We start from the raw sequence: 20,739 nt of genomic DNA on the forward strand, positions 1-20,739 counted from the left end.
GTGTGGGGCACGCCGGGGGCGCTGCTGGCGGTGCCGCTGCTGATCATCCTGCAGACGATATTGGGTGCCGCAGGAAAGCCCGACATCGCCGGATTCCTGTTCGAACACGGCACGCTCGACCAGCGGCGAAGGCAAGGCAGCGCCGACATGCGAAACCCGCGATGATCGCGGTTGACAGGGTGGGGCGGCTCGCTTAGTTGCCGCGCCTCACGCTTCGCAAGCGGGTGTAGCTCAGTTGGTTAGAGCGCCGGCCTGTCACGCCGGAGGTCGCGGGTTCGAGCCCCGTCACTCGCGCCATGCGCGTTTCCCGACAGATCAGCGCCAGCGCCCGGTTTCGACCCATTTGAGCAGCGGGCCAAGCGGCAATATCCAGACCACGCCCGCCACCAGATAGAAAATCGTCTGCACGGCAATCGGCCAGCCGCCGACATAGCTCGACAGGCTGGTGACGATCGCGGCCCAGACGCCGATCAGCGCGATGATAAGGAAGGCACCCGCAGGTTTGCGCCAGCTGGGATTCATAGGATGTCGGGTCCGATCCATTGGTGTTCGGTCAGCACCGCGTGGAGCGGGATGTCCCACGCGTCAACCGGGACCTTGGGAACCTGTTGCGCCGACCAAGCAATGCCGATGCGCAGGGCGTCGGGAAGTGCCGCAAACGCGCGGTCGTAATAGCCGGCGCCCTGACCGAGACGGTTCAGCGCAGTATCGAATGCGACCAGCGGCGTCAGGATGAGGTCGGGCGCCACTTCATGCGCGTCATCGGCGGGCTGGCGCAGGCCGAAGGGGCCGCCGATCAGGGGCTTGCCCGGTGTCCAGCCGAGGAAACGCATTGGCCGGTCGCGAGCAGTGACGTGCGGCAGTGCAAGTTGCCAGCCAAGTGCCAGCGCGGCATCGGTAATCGGCGCGGGATCGATTTCTCCCGCGATCGGCAGATAGCTCGCCATGACGCCGGGGCGTTCCAATCGCGTCTGCAGGGCCGTTGGTACCCGAAGCGGTGGACCGGCAAAGCCCAGCCGCGCGGCCCGCAGCCGGGCTCGCAACGCCGCTTTGTCATCGGCGATCATGGCTTCGCTTTCCAAATAGCAAGTCGGGAATGTGGCGGGACCACCATGGGTCGGTTGCTTGAATATCCTCTGACGCCTGTAACGTCAGGTGGGGACCATGTTCTCAGACCAGAATCTGCAAAGGGACAGCCCCCTTGGATGATGATATCGCCTCAGGGATGTTCGCTAAGCTCGTACCGGGCAGTTCCCGCCACTCCTGAATTTAGGCGTTGTCGTCGTCTTTCTCAAGGGCCGTCGCCAGTGCCTCGAGCCGTTCGGCGAGTTGGTCGAGCAGCGGATGGTCGCCCGATGGTGCGCGCATCTCGGCATCGTTCAGCGCATCGGCCAGCATCAGTGCGACCAGCAGCATCGTGCGTTCACCACCGACGCCGCCCGAGGCGCGCTGGGCCGCTTCCCAGCGGCCCGCGACCATTTTGCCGAGCCGGATCAGATGCGCTTCCTGTCCGTCGGCGCAGCCGATGCGATGGTCGCGATCACCGATGCGGAGCGTGACTTCGGCCATCAGCCGCGCGCATCCGCGAGCAATTTGTCGAGCGCTTCGATTGCTTCGCCCATCCGTGCGCGCAGCGCGGCGTGGCGCCGGATCAGGGCCTGATGCGCCTCGGCGCGCGCGGCAATGGCTGTGTCGATCCGGGTGAGCGCGCGGTCGATCCGATCGGTCGCCGCCAGTTTTTCCTCCGTCATCGCGTATCGATAGCAGGCTCGCGCGGCACCGCAAGCACCGCCAAGGTTGACGCGGACGCGCGACGCCCGCAAAGACGCGGCCACATATCGACTCGCCGGAATTAGCCCCCTTGTCAGCGCTGAGCCCGGCCATCCGGGGATATTGATGGGCGTCGCCGACTCCGACTTAGCCAATGCCATCCGCGCGCTGTCGATGGATGCAGTGGAGGCCGCCAATTCGGGCCATCCCGGCATGCCGATGGGCATGGCCGATGTCGCAACGGTGCTGTTCACGCGCTATCTGAAGTTCGATCCCGCCGATCCGCAATGGCCCGACCGCGACCGCTTCGTGCTGTCGGCGGGGCATGGATCGATGCTGATCTACAGCCTGCTCCACCTGACCGGCTATGCGCGGCCGACGATCGACGACATTCGCCATTTCCGCCAGCTCGGCAGCCCGTGCGCGGGGCACCCTGAGAATTTCGAGCTGGCCGGCGTCGAATGCACCACCGGGCCGCTGGGGCAGGGGCTGGCGATGGCCGTCGGCATGGCAGTCGCCGAGCGGCATCTGAACGCGGTATTCGACGATGCGCTGGTCGATCACCGCACCTGGGTGGTGGCGGGCGACGGCTGCCTTATGGAAGGCATCAACCACGAAGCCGTTGGGCTGGCGGGGCACTTGCGGCTCGGGCGGCTCAACGTGCTGTGGGACGACAACCGCATCACCATCGACGGCGCGGTATCGCTGTCGTCGAGTGAGGATATCCCTGCGCGCTATGCCGCGAGCGGCTGGCACGTCGTCGAATGCGACGGGCATGACTTTGCCGACATCGCGCGCGCGATTGAGGAAGCCATCGCCGATCCGCGCCCCTCGCTGATCCGCTGCCGCACGATCATTGGCAAGGGCGCCCCCAACAAGCAGGGCACGTCGAAGACGCATGGCGCCGCGCTCGGCAAGGACGAAGTCGCCGCCGCACGCGAACATCTGGGCTGGAGCGCGGCGCCATTCGAAATCCCCAGCGACATTCGCGACGCGTGGCTCGATTTCGGCAAGCGTGGCGCGCCCGCGCGGGCGGCATGGGCTGAGCGGCTCGCCGCGCATGCCGACGGCGCCGAATTCACGCGGCGGATGGCGGGTGAGGTCGATGTGGAAGACGCGACCGGCTGGGCCTTCGCCAATTGGGACAAGGTGCCCGCGTCGGTTGCGACCCGCAAGGCATCCGAATTCGCGCTCGGCGGCCTGACCGCGGCGATGCCCGAGCTGATCGGCGGCTCGGCCGACTTGACCGGCTCGAACCTCACCAAGACGCCGGCGCTGACGACGTTGTCGGCGGACGATTACGCCGGGCGCTACATCAACTACGGCATCCGCGAATTCGGGATGGCGGCGGCGATGAACGGCATGGCGCTCCACGGCGGCGTGATTCCGTTTGGCGGCACGTTCCTTGTGTTCTCGGACTATGCGCGACCCGCGATCCGGTTGTCGGCGCTACAGCGCGCGCGTGTCGTCTATGTGATGACGCATGATTCGATCGGCGTGGGCGAGGATGGCCCGACGCACCAGCCGATCGAGCATGTGATGAGCCTGCGGATGATCCCCAATCTCGACGTCTATCGCCCGTGCGATGCGGTCGAGACGGCGGAATGCTGGGCGCTGGCACTGGCGAAGCAAGACGGCCCCGGGCTGTTGGCACTCTCCCGCCAGAACCTGCCGCTGTTGCGCGAGACGGGCGACATGCTGAGCGCGCGCGGCGCCTACCGCCTCCGGGCCGCCACCGCTGCGCGGCAGGTCGTGCTGATCGCGAGTGGCTCCGAAGTGTCGATTGCGGTCGAGACTGCCGACGCGCTCGAAGCGCAGGGCATCGGCGCCGACGTCGTGTCGATGCCGTGCTGGTCGCGCTTCGACGCGCAGGACGCCGCTTATCGCGCCGACGTCCTCCCCGCCGATGTGCTGAAAGTTTCGATCGAGGCGGGCACAACGCTGGGTTGGGAGCGTTACACCGGGGACGGCCTGCGCATCGGCATCGACAGTTTTGGTGCCTCCGGACCTGCGGGCGATCTCTACAAGCATTTTGGCCTGACGGCAGACACCATCGCGCCGAAGATCATCAATAAATTGAAGAACTAACGGAGTCTTTTTGACATGACAGTCAAGGTTGCAATCAACGGTTTCGGGCGCATTGGTCGGCTCGTCGCGCGCGCAATGCTCGAACAGGGCGACACCGGGCTGGAACTGGTCGCGGTCAATGACCTCGCCGACGCCAGTGCGAACGCCTGGTTGTTCAGCCGCGACAGCGTCCATGGCAAATATCCCGGCACCGTCACCGCCGAGGGCAATGACATCGTGATCGACGGCAAGCGCATCCGCGTCACCGCCGAGCGCGATCCGGCGAACCTGCCGCACGCCGAACTTGGCGTCGACCTCGTACTCGAATGCACCGGCTTCTTCACAGATCGTGCGAGCTGTCAGAAGCATCTCGATGCAGGCGCAAAGAAAGTGCTGATTTCGGCGCCGGGCAAGGGTGTCGACCTGACCGTCGTCTACGGCGTCAACCACGACAAGCTGACCGGCGATCACGTCATCGTGTCGAACGCGTCGTGCACCACCAATTGCCTCGCGCCGGTCGCCAAGGTCCTCAACGACGCGATCGGCATCGAGCGCGGGCTGATGACGACGGTGCATGCCTATACCAACGACCAGAAGATCCTCGACCAGGTCCACAGCGATCCGCGCCGCGCGCGTGCCGCCGCGATGTCGATCATCCCGACCACCACGGGTGCTGCCCGCGCGGTCGGCGAAGTGCTGCCCGAATTGAAGGGCAAGCTCGACGGCTCGGCGATCCGCGTGCCGGTGCCCGACGTCAGCCTCGTCGATCTGACCTTCACGCCAAAGCGTGACGTGACCAAGGACGAAGTCAACGCGATCCTGAAGGCAGCGTCGGAAAGCGGTCCGCTCGCGGGTATCCTCGATTACACCGACGAGCCCCTGGTCTCGATCGACCTGATGCACAATGCAGCATCCTCGACGGTCGACAGCCTCGAAACCGCCGTGATCGACGGCAAGCTGGTGCGCGTCGTCAGCTGGTACGACAATGAATGGGGCTTTTCGAACCGCATGGTCGACACCGCCAAGGCTATGGCGGCGTTCCTCTAAGCGATGGGCGTCCTTGCCGGGATTGCGCGGCACGGACGCCCGCGCGGGTCGATCGAATTGCTCGATACGGTCGAGGTCACGCGCGACGGCGGGCTGGCCGGCGATTTTCGCGGCGCGGTGAAACCCGGCGGGCGCGGGCGGCGGCAAGTGTCGCTGATCGAGCGCGCCGACTGGGACGCGGCCATGCGTGACCTTGGCGTGAACCACGATTGGTCGGTGCGGCGCGCGAACCTGCTGGTCGATGCGTTGGACTTGCCCCAGCAGCCGGGCAGGCGGCTGCGGATCGGTGCGGTGCTGCTCGAAATCACGCAGGAATGCGATCCGTGCAGCCGGATGGAAGAGATTGCGCCGGGGTTGAAGGCCGCGCTGACGGCCGACTGGCGCGGCGGGGCATTGGCAAAAGTGATCGAAGCGGGCCGCATCGCAATCGGCGACCCCATCAGCTTGGAGGACGAGGCGTGAAAGCTTTCAGGACGCTCGACGACATGGGCGACATCAGCGGCAAGCGTGTGCTGGTGCGCGAGGATCTGAACGTGCCGATGGCCGACGGCAAAGTGAGCGACGACACGCGGCTGCGCGCGACGGTACCGACGGTGGCCGAACTGGCGGATCGCGGCGCGATCGTGCTGATCCTTGCGCATTTCGGCCGGCCGAAAGCGCCGAGCGCCGAATTCTCGCTTCACCAGATCGTCGAACCCTATGCGGCCGTGCTCGGCCGCCCGGTCCATTATGTCGACTGGGAAGGCGATACCGCGGCGGTTGCGAAACTTCAGTCCGGCGATGTCGCGATCGTCGAGAACACGCGCTTCTTCGGCGGCGAGGAAAAGAATGATCCGGCGACCGTCGCGCGCTTTGCCGCGCTCGGCGATCTTTATGTCAACGATGCCTTTTCCGCCGCGCACCGCGCGCATGCCTCGACCGAGGGCCTTGCGCATGTGCTGCCCTCCTTTGCCGGGCGCGCGATGGAGGCCGAGCTCGACGCACTCGACAAGGCGCTCGGCAATCCCGAGCATCCGGTCGCAGCCGTCGTCGGCGGCGCCAAGGTGTCGACCAAGCTCGACGTGCTGCGACATCTGGTCGCGCGCGTCGATCACCTGATCATCGGCGGCGGCATGGCCAATACCTTCCTCGCCGCGCGCGGGGTGAAGGTCGGCAAGTCGCTGTGCGAGCATGAACTGACCGGGACGGCGGACGACATCTTTGCCGCGGCCGAAGCGGCCAATTGCACGATCCATCTGCCCTATGACGTGGTCGTCGCAAAGGAATTCGCGCCCAATCCGGCGTCCTTGCGGACTTGCAACGTCCATGAGGTCGCCGAGGATGAAATGATCCTCGATATCGGCCCGGCAGCGACCGAGGCGCTGGCGGATGTGCTCAAGACCTGCCGCACGCTCGTGTGGAACGGCCCGCTCGGCGCGTTCGAGACTCCGCCGTTCGATGCCGCGACGATGGCGCTCGCGCGCACGGCGGCGGCGCTGACGAGCGAGGGGTCGCTGGTGTCGGTCGCGGGCGGCGGCGATACCGTCGCGGCGCTCAACAAGGCGGGGGTGGGCGACCAGTTCAGCTTCGTGTCGACCGCGGGCGGTGCCTTTCTCGAATGGATGGAAGGCAAGCAACTGCCCGGCGTGGCGGCACTCGCGCGCTGATCCTGATCCCCGTGGTTGCGAAGGCTCGGGGGGGCGGCTAACAGCGCCGCAGCATTCGTATGCATCGAACCAGGGGAACCCCATGACGCCGACCGTCAAAGCCATTCTTGCCAATTATGAATCCGACAATCCCGGTGTGAAGGCCAATCTGGCACGCATCCTGATGCAGGGGCGACTGGGCGGCACCGGAAAGCTGATCATCCTGCCGGTCGACCAGGGTTTCGAGCACGGTCCGGCACGCTCATTCGCGGTCAACCCGCCCGCCTATGACCCGCATTATCATTTTCAGCTCGCGATCGATGCAGGGCTCAGCGCCTATGCCGCACCGCTCGGCATGATCGAGGCGGGCGCCGGCACTTTCGCCGGGCAGATCCCGACCATTTTGAAGGTCAATTCGTCGAACAGCTGGGCGACCAGCATCAACCAGGCACTGACCGGCAGCGTCGAGGATGCGCTGCGGCTTGGCTGCGCGGCGATCGGCTTCACCATCTATCCGGGCGCCGACGACGTGTTCGACATGATGGAGGAAATCCAGCAGATGTCGGCCGAAGCCAAGTCGGTCGGCATCGCCACCGTGATCTGGTCCTACCCGCGCGGCGGCAAGCTGTCGAAGAAGGGCGAACTCGCGCTCGACGTTGGCGCTTATGCCGCGCACATGGCGGCGCTGCTCGGCGCGCACATTATCAAGGTCAAGCTGCCGACCGATCACATCGAGCAGGACGACGCGCAAAAGGCCTATGAAGGCTTCGACGCTTCGACCCAGGCAAAGCGGGTCGCGCATGTCGTGCAGTCGTGCTTCAACGGGCGCCGGATCGTGGTGTTCTCGGGCGGCGCGGCCAAGGGGGCCGATGCGGTCTATCAAGACGCGCGCGACATCCGCGATGGCGGCGGCAATGGCTCGATCATCGGCCGCAACACCTTCCAGCGGCCGCGGGACGAGGCGCTCGCGATGCTCGACAAGCTGGTCGCGATCTATAAGGGCGAGGAAGCCTGAACCCGTTCGACCTCAGCAGCCGCGTCGCGCTGGTGACGGGCGCGGGGCGGGGGCTGGGGTTCGAGATTGCGCGCGCGCTGGCATTGGCTGGCGCGCGCGTCGTGCTAAACGGGCGTGACGAAGCGCGGCTTGCCGATGCGGTGGCGCGGATCGGCGGCGATGCCGTGGTGCGTGCCTTCGACATCACCGATGCGGCAGCGGTCGATGCGCATGTTGCAGCAATTGCTGCGCAGCATGGCAGCATCGACATCCTCGTCAACAACGTCGGGCAGCGCGACCGGCGGGCGCTCTCCGACTTCGCGGTCGCCGAAGTGCGGGCGCTGACCGAGGCCAATCTGATCGCGCCGCTGATGCTCGCGCGCGCGGTCGCGCCGGGGATGATCGAGCGCGGACGCGGGCGAATCATCAACATCACCTCGATCGCCGGGCCGATCTCGAACAGCGGCGATCCGGTCTATACGATGACCAAGGGCGGGCTGGCGGCGCTCACGCGCGCGCTTGCCGCCGATCTCGGCCCGCACGGGGTGACCGTGAACGGCATTGCGCCGGGCTTCTTCGCTACCGAAGCCAATGCCGCAATGGTCGCCGACGCAGGCATCGCCGACTGGCTGGGCCGGCGGACCTCGCTCAAGCGCTGGGGGCGGCCCGAAGAAGTCGCGGGCGCCGCCGTCTTCCTTGCCTCGGATGCGGCGTCCTATATCACGGGCGAGATCATCACCGTCGACGGCGGCTATCTCGCGCATTTTTAAAGGCAAAGCAGCATGAGCGACTGGTCCAGCGTCGACGATTATATTGGCGGCAAGCTGCTTGGCGATGATGCCGCGCTCACGGCGGCGCTCGTAGCGAATGCATCTGCCGGACTGCCGCCGATCGATGTTTCGGCAGCACAGGGCAAGATGCTGCATCTCCTTGCGCGGACAGCGGGCGCGCGCCGCATACTCGAAATCGGCACGCTCGGCGGCTATTCGACGATCTGGCTGGCGCGTGCGCTGCCCGATGGCGGTCAAGTCGTGACGCTCGAAATCGAGCCGTACCATGCCGAAGTCGCCCGAGCGAATATCGCGCATGCGGGACTTGCCGAACGCGTCGATCTGCGGGTTGGCGCCGCGACCGCCACGCTGGCGGCAATGCAGGCGGGCGGTGAGGGGCCGTTCGATTTCGTCTTCATCGACGCCGACAAGGAAAATGGCGAAGGCTATGTCCGTGCCGCCATCGCGCTGGGCCGTCCGGGGACGGTGATCGTCGTCGACAATGTCGTGCGCGAAGGCGGCATTCTCGATCCCGCAAGCGACGATCCCAGGGTCATCGGCACGCGGGCGCTGTTCGACTATGTAGCGGATGAACCCCGGCTCTCCGCAACCGCTGTGCAGACGGTGGGTGCGAAGAAATGGGACGGATTTCTGCTCGCGATCGTGCAATGACGGATGACATGATGCTTGACGACGACCCGCTCGGCCCGCTTGATCCCGATTTTGCCGCGCAGTTCGTGCGCGACGACCGGCGGCCGCCGTGCCAGCTCTACCTCGTTTCGCCGCTCGACGTCGGCGGCGGTTTTCCTGAACGGCTGAAGCGCGCGCTGGGGGCGGGGCCGGTCGCAGCCTTCCAGTTCCGGGTGAAGGGCGTCGATCAGCATGAAGCCGCGCGGCTCGCCGAGCCGCTCCAGCGCATCTGCGCCGATGCCGACGTCGCCTTCATCGTCAACGACAGCGTTGCGCTCGCGAAGCGGCTCGGCGCCGACGGCGTCCATCTCGGCCAGAGCGACGGCGATCCACGCGAGGCACGGCTGGCGCTCGGGCCGTCGGTGCAGATCGGCGTGACCTGCCACGCCAGCCGCCACCTCGCGATGGAAGCGGGCGAGGCGGGCGCCGATTATGTCGCCTTCGGTGCCTTTTACCCGACGACGACCAAGGTGGTCGAGCACCATGCGGACCCGGTGCTGCTCAGCTGGTGGTCGACGCTGTTTGAGCCGCCCTGCGTCGCGATCGGCGGTATCACGCCCGCCAATGCCGCGCCGCTGGTGGCGGCGGGAGCCGACTTCCTCGCGGTGTCGGGCGCCGTCTGGGGCAGCGACGAGGCTGCTGCGGTGGCCGCCTTCGACGCGGTGTTGCGCGGGTGAAGACCAGCCCTGTCGACGCCGTCCGCGACGCATCGCGGCAACGCGCGAGGCCGCGGTCCAGCCGAACGACGCGCTCGTCTGTCGGCGCCGCGATCCGTGCGGACAGCTTGCCCGATCCACAGCGCCCCGCTACAGCGCGTCGCTTGTTTCTAACCTGGCGGGACTTCCATGAAAATCAGCGGTGTCGACATTCGCCCCGGCAACATCATCGAATATGAAGGCGGCATCTGGCGTGCGGTTAAGATCCAGCACACCCAGCCCGGCAAGGGCGGCGCCTATATGCAGGTCGAAATGAAGAATCTGCGCGACGGGCGCAAAAACAACGTCCGTTTCCGTTCGGCTGAAACGGTCGAGCGCGTGCGGCTCGATACCAAGGACTTCCAGTTCCTTTATCCCGAAGGCGACATGCTCGTGTTCATGGACAAGGAAACCTATGAGCAGACGACGCTGCCGCGCGATCTGCTCGGCGATGCTGCTGCCTTCCTGCAGGACGGCATGGACGTGGTGATGGAATTGTACGACGAAGAGCCGATCAGCGTTCAGCTGCCCGACACGATCGAAGCGACGATCGTCGAGGCCGATGCCGTGGTGAAGGGCCAGACGGCGTCGTCGAGCTACAAGCCTGCGGTGCTCGATAACGGCGTGCGCGTGATGGTGCCGCCGCATATCGGCGCTGGCACGCGGATCGTCGTCGACGTGTACGAACAGACCTACGTCCGCCGCGCAGACTGACCCCGAAGCGTGGTTTCCCACTCCGGCCTCATCACCGTCATGGAGCGCGCCGCGCGCAAGGCGGCGCCGCGTCTTCGGCGCGACTTCAACGAAGTCCAGCTCTTGCAGGTCAGCCGCAAGGGGCCCGCCGATTTCGTCTCGATGGCCGATCAGCGCGCCGAACAGACGATCTTCGAGGAACTGAGCCACGCGCGCCCTGACTGGGCGTTCGTGATGGAGGAACGCGGCGATGTGACGGGCGACCCGACCAAGCCGCGCTTCGTCGTTGATCCGCTCGACGGCACCAGCAATTTCCTCCACGGCATCCCGCATTTCGCGATCTCGATCGCCGCCGAAGAGCCCAAGCCCGGCGGCAAATGGGAAACGATGGCAGCGCTCGTCTATCAGCCGCTGACTGACGAGAGCTTCTGGGCGGAAAAGGGGCGGGGCGCTTGGCTCACCGACCAGCGGCTGCGCGTGTCGGCACGGAATGACCTGTCCGAAGCCCTGATCGCGACCGGGATCCCGTTCCTGGGGCACGGCGATTTCGCCGAATGGAGCCGCATCTTCGGTGCGGTAGCGCCCGGTGTGGCGGGCATCCGGCGGCTCGGCTCGGCGGCGCTCGATCTCGCCTGGGTCGCGGCGGGGCGGTTCGACGGCTTCTGGGAATCAGGCTTGCAGCGTTGGGACGCGGCAGCGGGGATGCTGCTGGTGCGCGAAGCGGGCGGTTACATCACCGACTATCGCGGCGGCGACAAGATGCACGAACGCAGGGAGTATCTCGCTGCCAATGACGGGCTGCATTCGAAGCTGCACAAGCTGGTCGCGAGCGCGCTGCGCTAGGCAAGGCTTGAAGCTGCACGCTTCAAAATCCCTACGTCATTCCCGCGAAGGCGGGAATCCATAGGGGCTGGGGGCACAGATATTCGCGACCGTTTGCGATTATGGATCCCCGCCTTCGCGGGGATGACAAGCGAAGGCCCAAACTGGCAGGCGCTAGCTCACCAACTCCACCGCCACTGCCGTCGCCTCGCCGCCGCCGATGCACAGGCTCGCGAGCCCCTTGGTCCCACCCGTCGTCTGGAGCGCCGACACCAAGGTGGCGATGATCCGCGCGCCGCTCGCGCCGATCGGGTGGCCAAGCGCGCAGGCGCCGCCATGGATGTTGAGCTTGTCGTGCGGAATGCCCAGGTCGCGCATCGCGATCATCGGCACGACCGCGAAAGCTTCGTTGACTTCGAACAGGTCGACATCGTCGATGCTCCAGCCCGCCTTTTCGAGCGCCTTGCGCATCGCGGGCACGGGCGCGGTGGTGAACTGCGACGGCGCGTGCGCGTGCGCGGCGTGCGACACGATTCGCGCGACCGGAGTCAGCCCGAGTTCCTCGGCCTTTGACGCGCGCATCATCACCAGCGCCGCCGCCCCGTCCGAAATCGACGAGGCATTGGCTGCCGTTACCGTGCCGTCCTTGGAGAAAGCGGGCTTGAGCGTCGGGATCTTGGCGACATCGCCCTTCAGCGGCTGTTCGTCCTGATCGACCGTTACCGATCCCTTGCGCCCGGCGACTTCGACCGGGGTGATCTCGCGCACGAACTTGCCCGCCGCTTGTGCCGCTTGCGCGCGGGTGAGCGAGGCCACTGCGAAATCATCCTGATCGGCGCGGGTGAATTGGTACTCGGTCGCGCTATCCTCGGCGAAATTGCCCATCAGCTTGCCGGGTTCATAGGCATCCTCGAGCCCGTCGAGATACATGTGATCCTTCAGCACGTCATGCCCGATCCGCGCGCCGCCGCGGTGGCGCATCGACAGGTAAGGCGCGCCGGTCATGCTCTCCATCCCGCCCGCGACGACGATGTCGGCCGACCCGGCGAGGATCGCGTCATGCGCCATGATCGCGGCCTGCATGCCCGACCCGCACATCTTGTTGACCGTCGTCGCTTCGACATGGAGCGGCAGCCCGGCTTTCAACGCTGCCTGGCGCGCGGGCGCCTGCCCGAGCCCGGCGGGCAGCACGCAGCCCATGTAGATGCGCTCGACCGCTTCGCCCGACAGCCCCGCGCGCTCGATCGCCGCGCCCACTGCCGCTGCGCCGAGGTCGGTCGCGCTCGCGCCGCTCAGCGCCCCCTGGAAGCTGCCCATCGGGGTGCGGGCATAGGCGACGATGACGACAGGATCGGTGCTCATGGGGCGGCTCCAGCGCGAGAGAATTGGTTGCGCGCGATTTAGGGCGGTGACGCGGCGAATACAAATGCCCGCACGGGGAACAGCCACGCATGCGGCTGGTTATCGCGTCTTTGCGCGGAGCATAGCGATGGAAGACCTGCCGACGACCATCCTGAAATGGGCGGCATCGGGGAGCGGGATGGTCGCCGCCGCCATGGTCTCGCTCGATCTCGGGCGGCGGCTGACGGGGTGGGGATTCGTGATCTTCGTCGCTTCGTCGCTGTGCTGGATCGCGGGATCGGTGTTGACCAAGGACTTTGCGCTCGGCACGCAGAACGCCGTCTTGTTCGGGATCAACCTGCTGGGTGTCTATCGTTACCTCATTCGCAAGCGCCCTCCCGGCTGAAGGGCCGCTTTGGGCGGCGCTTCTTGGGGGATTGGGGGCAATCTTCGGCAGCTTCATCGCCGCGCTCGTCATCCGTTGGCCGGCCGAGCGATCGGTCGTGACCGGGCGATCGGCCTGCGATGCCTGCGGGCGCACGCTCGGTCCCGCCGAACTGGTGCCACTGCTCAGCGCGCTCGCGAGCCGGGGCAAATGCCGCTCCTGTGGTGCTGCGATCGACCCGCTGCACTGGCGGATCGAAGCGATTGCGCTGGCGGTGGGCGCAACCGCGGGCGCGCTTTTGCCGGGCGGCGAAGCCATTGCGGCGGCGGTATTCGGCTGGCTGCTGCTCGCGCTGGCCGCGCTCGACGCTACCGAGTTCTGGCTGCCCGACGAGTTGACGCTGGCGCTCGCGCTGGCTGGCGTGGCTGTTGGACTGCTGGGGATCGGCGCGGGAATGAACGACCGGCTAGTCGGCGGGGCGGGGGGCTTTGCCGCACTCTGGGCGATCGGCGCGGGGTACAGGGCGTTGCGGGGGCGCGAGGGGCTGGGCGGCGGCGACCCGAAGCTGCTGGGCGCGATCGGGCTGTGGCTAGGGTGGCAGCTGTTGCCGGCGGTGCTGTTCCTTGCCGCGCTGACGGGTCTCTGCGTGGTCCTCTTCCAGCTGCTAACCCGACGCGGCGCGGCGCTCAGTAACCGCTTGCCGCTCGGCACGCTGATGGCGATCGCGGCTTACCCGGCGCTGATCGTCATGCTAAAGCTGGCGGCATGAAAGCTGGTCTGTTCGCGTTGTTGCTCGCGGCTCCCTTTGGCGCGCAGGATCTGCCGAAGGCGCCGCTCGGCCAATTGCCGCGGTCGGTCGATGGCCTGCCGATCGGTGGCATCCCCAAGCAGGAATTGCCCCAGACGGGGTGCGCCACCTTCCTGTGGACCGCCACCCAGACCCGCGCCTTGGTGGCGATGCTGACGTCGGACCCTGCGCGCATCCGCTTCGCGCCGGACGGCAAGCTGACGGACCTGGTCCGTATCGGGCAGAACGGGCCGGGCGACTTCGGCTTTCTCGCGCACACCGATTACGCGGGCGGCGATCTGAAGGTCAGCGTCGAAATGGCAATCGTGCGGCGCGGCGACCTGACGCAAGGTGCGCTGACCGAGAGCGCGACGCTGACGATCACTCGCGAAGGCGGCGACAGCGTGATCGTGCCGGTGATCGGCATCATCGGCTGCGCGAGCTGATCAACTGACCTCGGCGCGCCGTGCCTCAAGCCAGCGGCGTTCGGCGTCGCCGGGCGCGAGCGCGAGCGCGGCGTCATAGGCGGCGCGGGCGGCGTCGTTCAGCCCCAGCCGATAGAGCAGCCCCGCCCGAGTCGCGTGATAGGGCAGGAAGTGCGCGAGACCGGGCGTATCGAGCGCGTCGACTTCCTCGAGCGCCGCCTGATAGCCGGCGACCTGCGCCAGCGCGACGGCGCGGTTGAGCCGGGTGATCGCATCGTCGCGCACGCTCAGCAGCGCATCATAGATCGTCAGGATGTTGCGCCATGGCGGCGGCTCGGCGAGTGACTCCCGCGCGCACCATTCGGCATGGATCAGTGCAGCCACCACGCGCGGGCGGCGGGGGCCGATCCGCGCGGCGGCGGCGAAATAGCGGCGGCCATCGGCGATCAGGGCGGCATCCCAGCGCGCTGGATCCTGTTCGGACAGGGGAACCATCGCGCCGTCGGCATTGACCCGCGCGGGACGCCGCGCCTCTGCAAAGCGCACCGTCGCGGCGAGCGCCAGCACTTCAGGCTCCTGCGGCAGCATTTGCGCGAGCGTCTCCGTGATGCCCAGCATCTCGCGCGCATAATCGGCATGCTGGCCTGTCCCCGCGCCATCGGCATGGGCATGAGCATAGGCGACTTCGATCGTGCTCAGCACCGCGTCGAGCCGCTCACCCCAGGCGTCGGGGCCGGGCACATCATAGCCGATGCCGGCGCGCGCGATCTTTCGTTTGGCGCGCACCAGCCGCTGCGCGAGCGTCGGCTCGGCAGTCAGGAAGGCGCGGGCGATTTCCTCAGTGGACAACCCACATACCAGCCGCAGCGTCAGCGCGGCGCGTGCCTCCGGGTGGATGGCAGGGTGGCAGCAGGTGAAGATCAGCTTCAGCCGCTCGTCGGGGATGGGGCTCGCGTCGAGCATCAGTTCCTCCGGGGTCGGCTCGGGTTCGGGGGCGGGCAGCGCGGCGGCCGCGCGCACGCCCGCTTGCCGCACCCGATCCAGCGCGACGCGCTCGGCGACGCGGTAGAGCCATGCGGCCGGATCGCGCGGGGCTTCGTCCGCCCAAACGGTCACGGCTCGCGCGCAGGCTTCGGCAAGGGCATCTTCGGCAAGGTCGAGATTGCGGAAGCGGGCGGCGAGCGCGGCAATGATGCGCCCACTCGCCGCCCGGAAAACCGCGTCGAGCGCGATGCTCACATGCCGGGCGGTGCCATGATCGGGCGCACTTCGACCGAGCCATTGGCTGCCAGCGGAATTTTCTTCGCAATCGCGATGGCGGCATCCAGGTCGGGCGCTTCGACCATATAATAGCCGCCGAGCTGTTCTTTGGTTTCGGCAAACGGCCCGTCGTGCAGCGTCTGGACTCCGCCCTCGGTCCTGATGGTCGTCGCCGTCGCAATCGGCTGGAGCCCGGCACCGTGCAGCATGGCCGAACCGATTTCTTCACCGAACGCCATATGCTTCTGGATGATCGCGCCCATCGCGGCGCCGGTGCCATCGTTGTAAACGGCTTCATCTTCGAAAATCATCAGCATGTATTTCATCGCCATTCCTCCCATCAGCGACCACTGCATCGTGATCGTACTTCGGAGACGGGCGAAGGGCAGTGGAATCGACAGCCGTGCGAGAAATTATTTTGGCGGCGGGTCGATCCGCCAGCCGATCGGCTTGAAACTGCCGCCGTTGCTCGCAGGCGCCGAGCAGGCAGTGAGCCCGATGATCAGGTCCATCGCCGCCATGAAGCTGATCGTATCGCCCGCGCGGCTGAGCGGGGGCAGGACCTGCAACGTGCCGTCGGGCGCGACGGGCACGTTCATGAAACAGTTGAACGCGACCGGGATCATGTCCTCGGTCACGTCATAGGGCGCGAGCGCTTCGGCGAGATTGCCGAAGCAGCCGCGGTGGCGCGGCTCGTTCGGGTAGAAATGGTCGAACGTCGCATGCGAACAGGGGATGAGCAGGAAATCATGCACGCCGACGCTGTCGGCGACGATCTCCAGCAGCACATTCGACCGGTTCGAATAGAGCTTGTGCCCCGTCGTCAGCCGGATCGTCTCGGCATAATCGAGCGTGCGCCCCGAACTCAGCACTTCGCCAATGTCGTCGGCGTTGTAGGCGAGCAGATCGGCGACCTGCACCCCCTGAATGTCGACGACGGTGAGCGTCTCGCCCTTGCCCAGCAGGAAGGCCGTCCCTGATCGCGGGGGGATTTCATTCATCCGCCGCACCGGCATAGCTGAACGGGCAGGTCCAATCGCCGTCAACCACGCGGCCAGAATATTGCCGCGCCTCGCTGGCCTCGCCGTGGCGGGCCAGCATCGGGTTGCGGCTGCCGGCGATGGCCTCGTCACGCACCATGATTTTTTCGCGCATGCCTTCGTATCGCCCCTCGGCGCGCAGCCGTTCGAACTGGTCGTGGAGGTTGAACACCATCGTCGGCCGCTCGAAGCGTCGCGCGGGGCGGCTGGCTTTGGGGTGCAGCCCGACGATGAAGAACGCCTGCCCGCCGAAGCTCAGCGAAAAATGCGCGTCCTCGGGGTCGGGAGAGACGCGCTCGTCATAGGGTTGGCCGCGCCAGACATCCTTGTCCGAAAGCGACTGCGCCCGATCCCATAGCGCTGCTTCGAACTCGGCTTCGGACAGGTCGGTCGGCCCTTCGAACACGATTGCCAGGCTGCGGAACATCGCCGGGTCGCGCGCATAGACTTCGCCGAACTTCAGCAGCTCGTCGTGGATGCGCAGGTCGTCCCACGCGCTCGCAATATTGTCGCAGGCAAGCACCCGTAGCGTCCCCTTGGCGAGCGCTGCCTTCGCGCCAACGCAGGGGAAGTCGCGGTCGTCGACATGCGCGAACAATTTGGCCTGCAACGCCTGCTGCGCAGCATGCTGCCAGTGAAACATCTGAAATCCCTGGGCTATTGATGAATGGCGCTTCAACGAAGCCCGGGGTTCGATGTTCCCTCAGTCGGGCAGGCGGGCCTTGGGAAAGGCGCCCCAGACGCCGTCATAGTCGGGCTGGGCCGACGCCAGCGCCGAGTCCGTCACGCGATACGGCCAGCAGCTTTCGACCATGAACGCCATCGTCCCGTCGATCTTGTGCGGGGCGAGATCGGCATTGGTGGCGCCCTGCCAACTGGTGACGTCGGGGCCATGCGCGCTCATCATATTGTGAAGCGACAGCGCACCGGGGGCGAAACCGCCTGCCTTGGCGTCATAGGCGCCGGTGATCAGCCCCATCGCTTCGCTCATCAGATTGCGGTGGAACCAGGGCGGGCGGAACGTATCCTCGGCCACCATCCAGCGCGGCGGGAAGATGACGAAATCGGCGTTCGCCCGGCCGGGCATGTCGCTCGGGCTGGTGAGCACGGTGAAGATCGACGGATCGGGATGATCGAAGCTGACCGTGCCGAGCGTGTTGAAGCGGCGCAGGTCGTACTTCACCGGCGCGAGATTGCCGTGCCACGCGACAACATCGAGCGGCGAATGATCGAGCGTGGTGCGCCACAGCTTGCCGCCGAATTTCTGGATCACCTCGAACGGCTCGTCGCGATCCTCGAACCAGGCGACGGGCGTCTCGAAATCGCGCGGATTGGCGAGGCCGTTCGAGCCGATCGGGCCGAGATCGGGGAGGCGGAAGGGGCTGCCGTGATTCTCCGCAAGATAGCCGCGCGCGGCGTCGCCGGTGAGGGCAACGCGAAAGCGGACGCCGCGCGGGATGATCGCGATTTCGAGCGGCTCGAGCGCGATCGCGCCGAGTTCGGTATGCAGCGTCAGCCCGCCCTGCTCGGGAATGATCAACAGCTCGCCATCGGCCGAGAAGAACACCTGCCGGTCCATGCTCGCGGTGGCGGCATAGGTGGAGAGCGTGACGCCGCTATGCGCCTCCGGGTCGCCGTTCCACAGCATCGTGGCGAGCGAGTCGACGAAGGTCGTCGCGGCATGGGGCAGGGGACGCGGGTCCCAGCGCAGCCGGTTGGGGCTGGCGGGCAGCGTGCGATCGACGGCGGGATCGGCAACCAGCGCATAGGGCGGGTGCGCGGCTGACGGGCGCAGGCGATAGAGCCACGACCGCCGGTTCTCGCTGCGCGCCATCGTGAAGGCGGCGCCGCTGAGCTGCTCGGCATAAAGGCCGAACGCAGGCCGCTGCGGCGAATTGCGCCCGACGGGCAGCGCGCCGGGGATGGCTTCGGTGGCGAAGTGATTGCCGAAGCCGGTGAGGTAGGTGGTCATGCCGGGTGTCGCTCCAAGATGATGTCGCGCACGACAACCGCCTTGCCGTTTGTGTCGCGGCGGATGGGGACGATGCCGTTGCCGCCCCGATTGACCATCGATTTTCGGTAAGCCGGGGTGACGCCGAATTCACCGTCGAAAACAATGTCGTCGATCCAATAGGGCCGCTTGCCGGGTTCGAGAACGGTCATGTGGATATGCGCGGGGATGGTGTCGTTGGGGTAGGGCGCGGGTTTGATCGTATCGAAGTGATAGCGCCCATCGGCGCCCGTCTTCACCCAGCCGCGCAATCGGCCGTGGCGACGGCTCCAGATCGTGGTGGTCGCGCCATTGGCGTAACGCCCTGCGGCATTGGTCTGATAGGCGTAGACGACAACCCCCGTGGCTGGCGTCTTGCCGTCGCTCTGGTAGACGACGCCGTCGATGGTCAGGGGCTCGCCCATGTCGACCCCCGGGCCGATCCGTGCCGAGTTCGTCAGCGCTGCGAGGTCGGTTTCGAGAGCCGCCTCGCACCCTTCGCACTGATAGAGGTTTGCGCGCGCCGTGGTTGCCGATACCGGGGAGGACACAGCTTGCGGCGCGCTGCCGCCGGCAGGTTGGCAGCCGACCAACAGCAGCGCCGCGAGCGCGATTGGCGGCCGCATCACTCCGCCGTCGCCGGGATCACCCCGCGCCGAATCTGATCGAGCTCGATGCTCTCGAACAGCGCCTTGAAATTGCCCTCACCGAAGCCGTCATTGCCCTTGCGCTGGATGATCTCGAAAAAGATCGGCCCGACCATATTCTCGGTGAAGATCTGGAGCAGCAGCCCACCGCCCGTCTCTGGCGCGCCGTCGATCAGGATTTTGCGCTTGCGCATTTCTTCGACGTCATGGCCGTGGCCAGGCAGGCGCTTGTCGATCAGGTCGAAATAGGTGTCGATCGTGTCCTGAAAACGGATGCCATTGGCGCGCAAGGTGTCGACGGTCTTGAAGATGTCGTCGGTCGCCATCGCGATGTGCTGAATGCCTTCGCCTTTGTAGTCCTTGATGAATTCCTCGATCTGCGAATGCTCGTCCTGGCTTTCGTTCAAGGGGATGCGGATCTTGTCGTCGGGCGCGGTCATTGCCTTCGAGACCAGCGCTGTCGCCTTGCCCTCGATGTCGAAGAAGCGGATTTCGCGGAAGTTGAAGATGCGCTCGTAATAATCCGCCCAGTAATTCATCCGCCCTCGCATCAGATTATGCGTCAGGTGATCGAGCGTGTGCAGGCCGACGCTGTTGTCGTTCGGTGTCGCGCCGGGGACGGGCTCGAAATCAATGTCGTAGATCGTCGTGCCGCCGCGCTGGTCGACCAGATAAAGGTTCGCGCCGCCAATCCCCTCGATCGCCGGGATGTTGAGTTCCGCCGGGCCGACCTTGCCCTCGACCGGCACCGCGCCGCGCTCGGTCGCGAGCTTCACTGCCTTGGCGGCATCGGCGACGCGGAACGCCATGGCATTGGCGGAGGGGCCGTGGGTGTCGCGGAAGCCAGCGACCTGGCCAGCATTTTCCATGTTGAGCAGGAAATTGATGTCGCCCTGCGCATAGCGGCGGACGTTCTTCGAGCGGTGCGTGCCGACATGAGTGAAGCCCATCTTGACGAACAGGTCCGCGAGTGCCTCCGGGTCGGGAGAGGTGAATTCGACGAATTCAAAGCCGTTGAGGCCCATCGGGTTGTCGTGGGTGGCGGCGGGCTGGGGAGCGGTCGCGGTGGTCATGGCAGGGGTCTCCGTGGCGGCGGATGGTATCAGATGAAACTATATAGCCGATTAGGGGCTAGCGGAAAAGGGGCATCGGTTGCCTATTCCGCGACTGTTGCCAGACGCCCGGCGGGAGTGGCAACACTCGCGCGATGACCTCGCTCAAGCTCGACGATTTCATGCCCTATCGCTTATCGATCGCGTCGAACCGCGTGTCGGCGGCGGTGGCGACGGCTTATGAGGCGCTGTTCGGCCTCACCATCCCGCAGTGGCGGCTGATCGCGGTGATTGCCGAAAGCGATGGGCTGACCCAACAGGCTTTGGGTGCTGCGACGCGGATGGACAAGGTGACGGTGAGCCGCGCGGCGGTGGCGCTGGTCGATCGCGGGCTGATCGCGCGCACGCCCAACCCCGACGACCAGCGATCGCACCTGCTGTCGCTCACCCCCGCCGGGCGGCTGCTCTACGACAGTGTCGCGCCCAAGGCGCTCGAGCTGGAGGCGCAAATCTTCGCCGGGTTCAGCAAGGCAGAGCTGGCCGATTTCGCGGCGATGCTCGCGCGGATCGAAGTGGCGGCCGCATCGATCGCGCCCGAACGGGGTTGATGCAAGCGGGCCGCGCGGTCTAATCAGCGCC

At 66.4% G+C, this 20,739-nt stretch carries 26 protein-coding genes, 1 tRNA gene and 1 pseudogene; 16 read left to right on the plus strand and 12 right to left on the minus strand.

Features of this window, described 5'->3' with window-relative positions; genetic code table 11:
• Nucleotides 1–165: pseudogene (locus AX672_RS18610) on the plus strand (AI-2E family transporter); the annotation flags it as partial.
• A 55-nt stretch (nt 166–220) separates the two neighbouring features.
• Nucleotides 221–297, plus strand: a tRNA-Asp gene (locus AX672_RS10670).
• Nucleotides 298–315: 18 nt separating this feature from the next.
• Here the strand turns inward: AX672_RS10670 and AX672_RS10675 are convergent.
• The 4 genes from AX672_RS10675 to AX672_RS10690 form a co-directional block, all read right to left on the minus strand.
• A complete protein-coding gene (locus tag AX672_RS10675) occupies nt 316–522 on the minus strand; it encodes a DUF2842 domain-containing protein (protein WP_066651211.1) in 207 nt (68 codons plus the stop codon).
• Complete coding sequence (locus AX672_RS10680; RefSeq protein ID WP_066651288.1) at nt 519–1,067, minus strand: 5-formyltetrahydrofolate cyclo-ligase; 549 nt, start codon at nt 1,065–1,067, stop codon at nt 519–521. The genes AX672_RS10675 and AX672_RS10680 overlap by 4 nt, the downstream gene beginning before the upstream one ends.
• Nucleotides 1,068–1,269: 202 nt before the next feature.
• A complete protein-coding gene (locus tag AX672_RS10685) occupies nt 1,270–1,569 on the minus strand; it encodes a cell division protein ZapA (protein WP_066651214.1) in 300 nt (99 codons plus the stop codon).
• On the minus strand, nt 1,569–1,751 hold the full coding sequence (locus AX672_RS10690; RefSeq protein WP_066651216.1) for a hypothetical protein: 183 nt from the start codon (nt 1,749–1,751) through the stop codon (nt 1,569–1,571). The genes AX672_RS10685 and AX672_RS10690 overlap by 1 nt, the downstream gene beginning before the upstream one ends.
• Nucleotides 1,752–1,896: 145 nt before the next feature.
• Here AX672_RS10690 and tkt point away from each other — a divergent pair, with 145 nt between their 5' ends.
• The 10 genes from tkt (at nt 1,897) to AX672_RS10740 (ending at nt 11,194) form a co-directional block, all read left to right on the plus strand.
• Nucleotides 1,897–3,858: a transketolase gene (gene tkt / locus AX672_RS10695; RefSeq protein ID WP_066651219.1), complete on the plus strand. Its 1,962-nt coding sequence runs from the start codon at nt 1,897–1,899 to the stop codon at nt 3,856–3,858.
• Between the two features lie 15 nt (nt 3,859–3,873).
• A complete protein-coding gene (gap, locus tag AX672_RS10700) occupies nt 3,874–4,884 on the plus strand; it encodes a type I glyceraldehyde-3-phosphate dehydrogenase (RefSeq protein ID WP_066651221.1) in 1,011 nt (336 codons plus the stop codon).
• 3 nt (nt 4,885–4,887) lie between these two features.
• The gene (locus AX672_RS10705) at nt 4,888–5,346 is read left to right on the plus strand and encodes an MOSC domain-containing protein (RefSeq protein ID WP_066651224.1); all 459 of its coding nucleotides are present in this window, start codon (nt 4,888–4,890) and stop codon (nt 5,344–5,346) included.
• A 23-nt stretch (nt 5,347–5,369) separates the two neighbouring features.
• On the plus strand, nt 5,370–6,530 hold the full coding sequence (locus tag AX672_RS10710) for a phosphoglycerate kinase (protein ID WP_066651290.1): 1,161 nt from the start codon (nt 5,370–5,372) through the stop codon (nt 6,528–6,530).
• A gap of 82 nt (nt 6,531–6,612) precedes the next feature.
• Complete coding sequence (locus tag AX672_RS10715) at nt 6,613–7,524, plus strand: class I fructose-bisphosphate aldolase (protein WP_066651226.1); 912 nt, start codon at nt 6,613–6,615, stop codon at nt 7,522–7,524.
• On the plus strand, nt 7,521–8,273 hold the full coding sequence (locus AX672_RS10720; RefSeq protein ID WP_066651229.1) for an SDR family oxidoreductase: 753 nt from the start codon (nt 7,521–7,523) through the stop codon (nt 8,271–8,273). The genes AX672_RS10715 and AX672_RS10720 overlap by 4 nt, the downstream gene beginning before the upstream one ends.
• A gap of 12 nt (nt 8,274–8,285) precedes the next feature.
• Nucleotides 8,286–8,945 (plus strand): O-methyltransferase, encoded by a 660-nt coding sequence (locus tag AX672_RS10725; protein ID WP_066651232.1) that lies wholly within the window; start codon nt 8,286–8,288, stop codon nt 8,943–8,945.
• 11 nt (nt 8,946–8,956) lie between these two features.
• A complete protein-coding gene (thiE, locus tag AX672_RS10730) occupies nt 8,957–9,640 on the plus strand; it encodes a thiamine phosphate synthase (RefSeq protein ID WP_066651292.1) in 684 nt (227 codons plus the stop codon).
• Between the two features lie 168 nt (nt 9,641–9,808).
• Nucleotides 9,809–10,372 carry an elongation factor P gene (efp, locus tag AX672_RS10735; RefSeq protein WP_066651235.1) on the plus strand — a complete coding sequence of 188 codons (564 nt, stop codon included), beginning with the start codon at nt 9,809–9,811 and terminating at the stop codon, nt 10,370–10,372.
• Nucleotides 10,373–10,381: 9 nt separating this feature from the next.
• On the plus strand, nt 10,382–11,194 hold the full coding sequence (locus AX672_RS10740; protein WP_066651237.1) for an inositol monophosphatase family protein: 813 nt from the start codon (nt 10,382–10,384) through the stop codon (nt 11,192–11,194).
• Between the two features lie 153 nt (nt 11,195–11,347).
• Here the strand turns inward: AX672_RS10740 and AX672_RS10745 are convergent, their stop codons facing one another.
• Nucleotides 11,348–12,535, minus strand: coding sequence for an acetyl-CoA C-acyltransferase (locus AX672_RS10745; protein ID WP_066651238.1), 1,188 nt, complete (start codon nt 12,533–12,535; stop codon nt 11,348–11,350).
• Between the two features lie 127 nt (nt 12,536–12,662).
• On the opposite strand from AX672_RS10745, the gene AX672_RS10750 reads away from it, so the two are divergent.
• From AX672_RS10750 to AX672_RS10760, 3 genes are read left to right on the plus strand one after another with little or no spacing between them, the layout of a single operon-like run.
• On the plus strand, nt 12,663–12,920 hold the full coding sequence (locus AX672_RS10750; RefSeq protein ID WP_231731283.1) for a hypothetical protein: 258 nt from the start codon (nt 12,663–12,665) through the stop codon (nt 12,918–12,920).
• 31 nt (nt 12,921–12,951) lie between these two features.
• Nucleotides 12,952–13,668 (plus strand): prepilin peptidase, encoded by a 717-nt coding sequence (locus AX672_RS10755; RefSeq protein ID WP_231731284.1) that lies wholly within the window; start codon nt 12,952–12,954, stop codon nt 13,666–13,668.
• The gene (locus AX672_RS10760; RefSeq protein WP_066651241.1) at nt 13,665–14,132 is read left to right on the plus strand and encodes a hypothetical protein; all 468 of its coding nucleotides are present in this window, start codon (nt 13,665–13,667) and stop codon (nt 14,130–14,132) included. Before AX672_RS10755 ends, AX672_RS10760 begins: the two co-directional genes overlap by 4 nt.
• Here the strand turns inward: AX672_RS10760 and AX672_RS10765 are convergent, their stop codons facing one another.
• The 7 genes from AX672_RS10765 to hppD all read right to left on the minus strand — a co-directional run bounded on the left by AX672_RS10765 (nt 14,133) and on the right by hppD (nt 20,121).
• On the minus strand, nt 14,133–15,350 hold the full coding sequence (locus tag AX672_RS10765; RefSeq protein WP_202189311.1) for an RNA polymerase sigma factor: 1,218 nt from the start codon (nt 15,348–15,350) through the stop codon (nt 14,133–14,135).
• Nucleotides 15,347–15,697, minus strand: a complete 351-nt coding sequence (locus tag AX672_RS10770) for a YciI family protein (protein WP_066651303.1) — start codon at nt 15,695–15,697, stop codon at nt 15,347–15,349. Before AX672_RS10770 ends, AX672_RS10765 begins: the two co-directional genes overlap by 4 nt.
• Before the next feature lie 87 nt (nt 15,698–15,784).
• Nucleotides 15,785–16,372 carry a DUF1989 domain-containing protein gene (locus tag AX672_RS10775; protein ID WP_231731286.1) on the minus strand — a complete coding sequence of 196 codons (588 nt, stop codon included), beginning with the start codon at nt 16,370–16,372 and terminating at the stop codon, nt 15,785–15,787.
• A complete protein-coding gene (gntA, locus tag AX672_RS10780; protein ID WP_066651246.1) occupies nt 16,365–17,054 on the minus strand; it encodes a guanitoxin biosynthesis heme-dependent pre-guanitoxin N-hydroxylase GntA in 690 nt (229 codons plus the stop codon). The genes AX672_RS10775 and gntA overlap by 8 nt, the downstream gene beginning before the upstream one ends.
• Nucleotides 17,055–17,114: 60 nt before the next feature.
• On the minus strand, nt 17,115–18,383 hold the full coding sequence (hmgA, locus tag AX672_RS10785) for a homogentisate 1,2-dioxygenase (protein WP_066651248.1): 1,269 nt from the start codon (nt 18,381–18,383) through the stop codon (nt 17,115–17,117).
• The gene (locus AX672_RS10790; RefSeq protein WP_066651249.1) at nt 18,380–19,027 is read right to left on the minus strand and encodes a dioxygenase family protein; all 648 of its coding nucleotides are present in this window, start codon (nt 19,025–19,027) and stop codon (nt 18,380–18,382) included. The genes hmgA and AX672_RS10790 overlap by 4 nt, the downstream gene beginning before the upstream one ends.
• Nucleotides 19,027–20,121 (minus strand): 4-hydroxyphenylpyruvate dioxygenase, encoded by a 1,095-nt coding sequence (gene hppD, locus AX672_RS10795; protein ID WP_066651252.1) that lies wholly within the window; start codon nt 20,119–20,121, stop codon nt 19,027–19,029. The genes AX672_RS10790 and hppD overlap by 1 nt, the downstream gene beginning before the upstream one ends.
• A 134-nt stretch (nt 20,122–20,255) precedes the next feature.
• Between hppD and AX672_RS10800 the strand changes: the two genes are divergently transcribed.
• Nucleotides 20,256–20,708 carry a MarR family winged helix-turn-helix transcriptional regulator gene (locus AX672_RS10800; protein ID WP_066651254.1) on the plus strand — a complete coding sequence of 151 codons (453 nt, stop codon included), beginning with the start codon at nt 20,256–20,258 and terminating at the stop codon, nt 20,706–20,708.
• Nucleotides 20,709–20,739: the final 31 nt, after the last annotated feature.

Source organism: Sphingomonas sp. CCH10-B3 (assembly GCF_001556185.1).
Lineage (GTDB): Bacteria > Pseudomonadota > Alphaproteobacteria > Sphingomonadales > Sphingomonadaceae > Sphingomonas > Sphingomonas aquatica.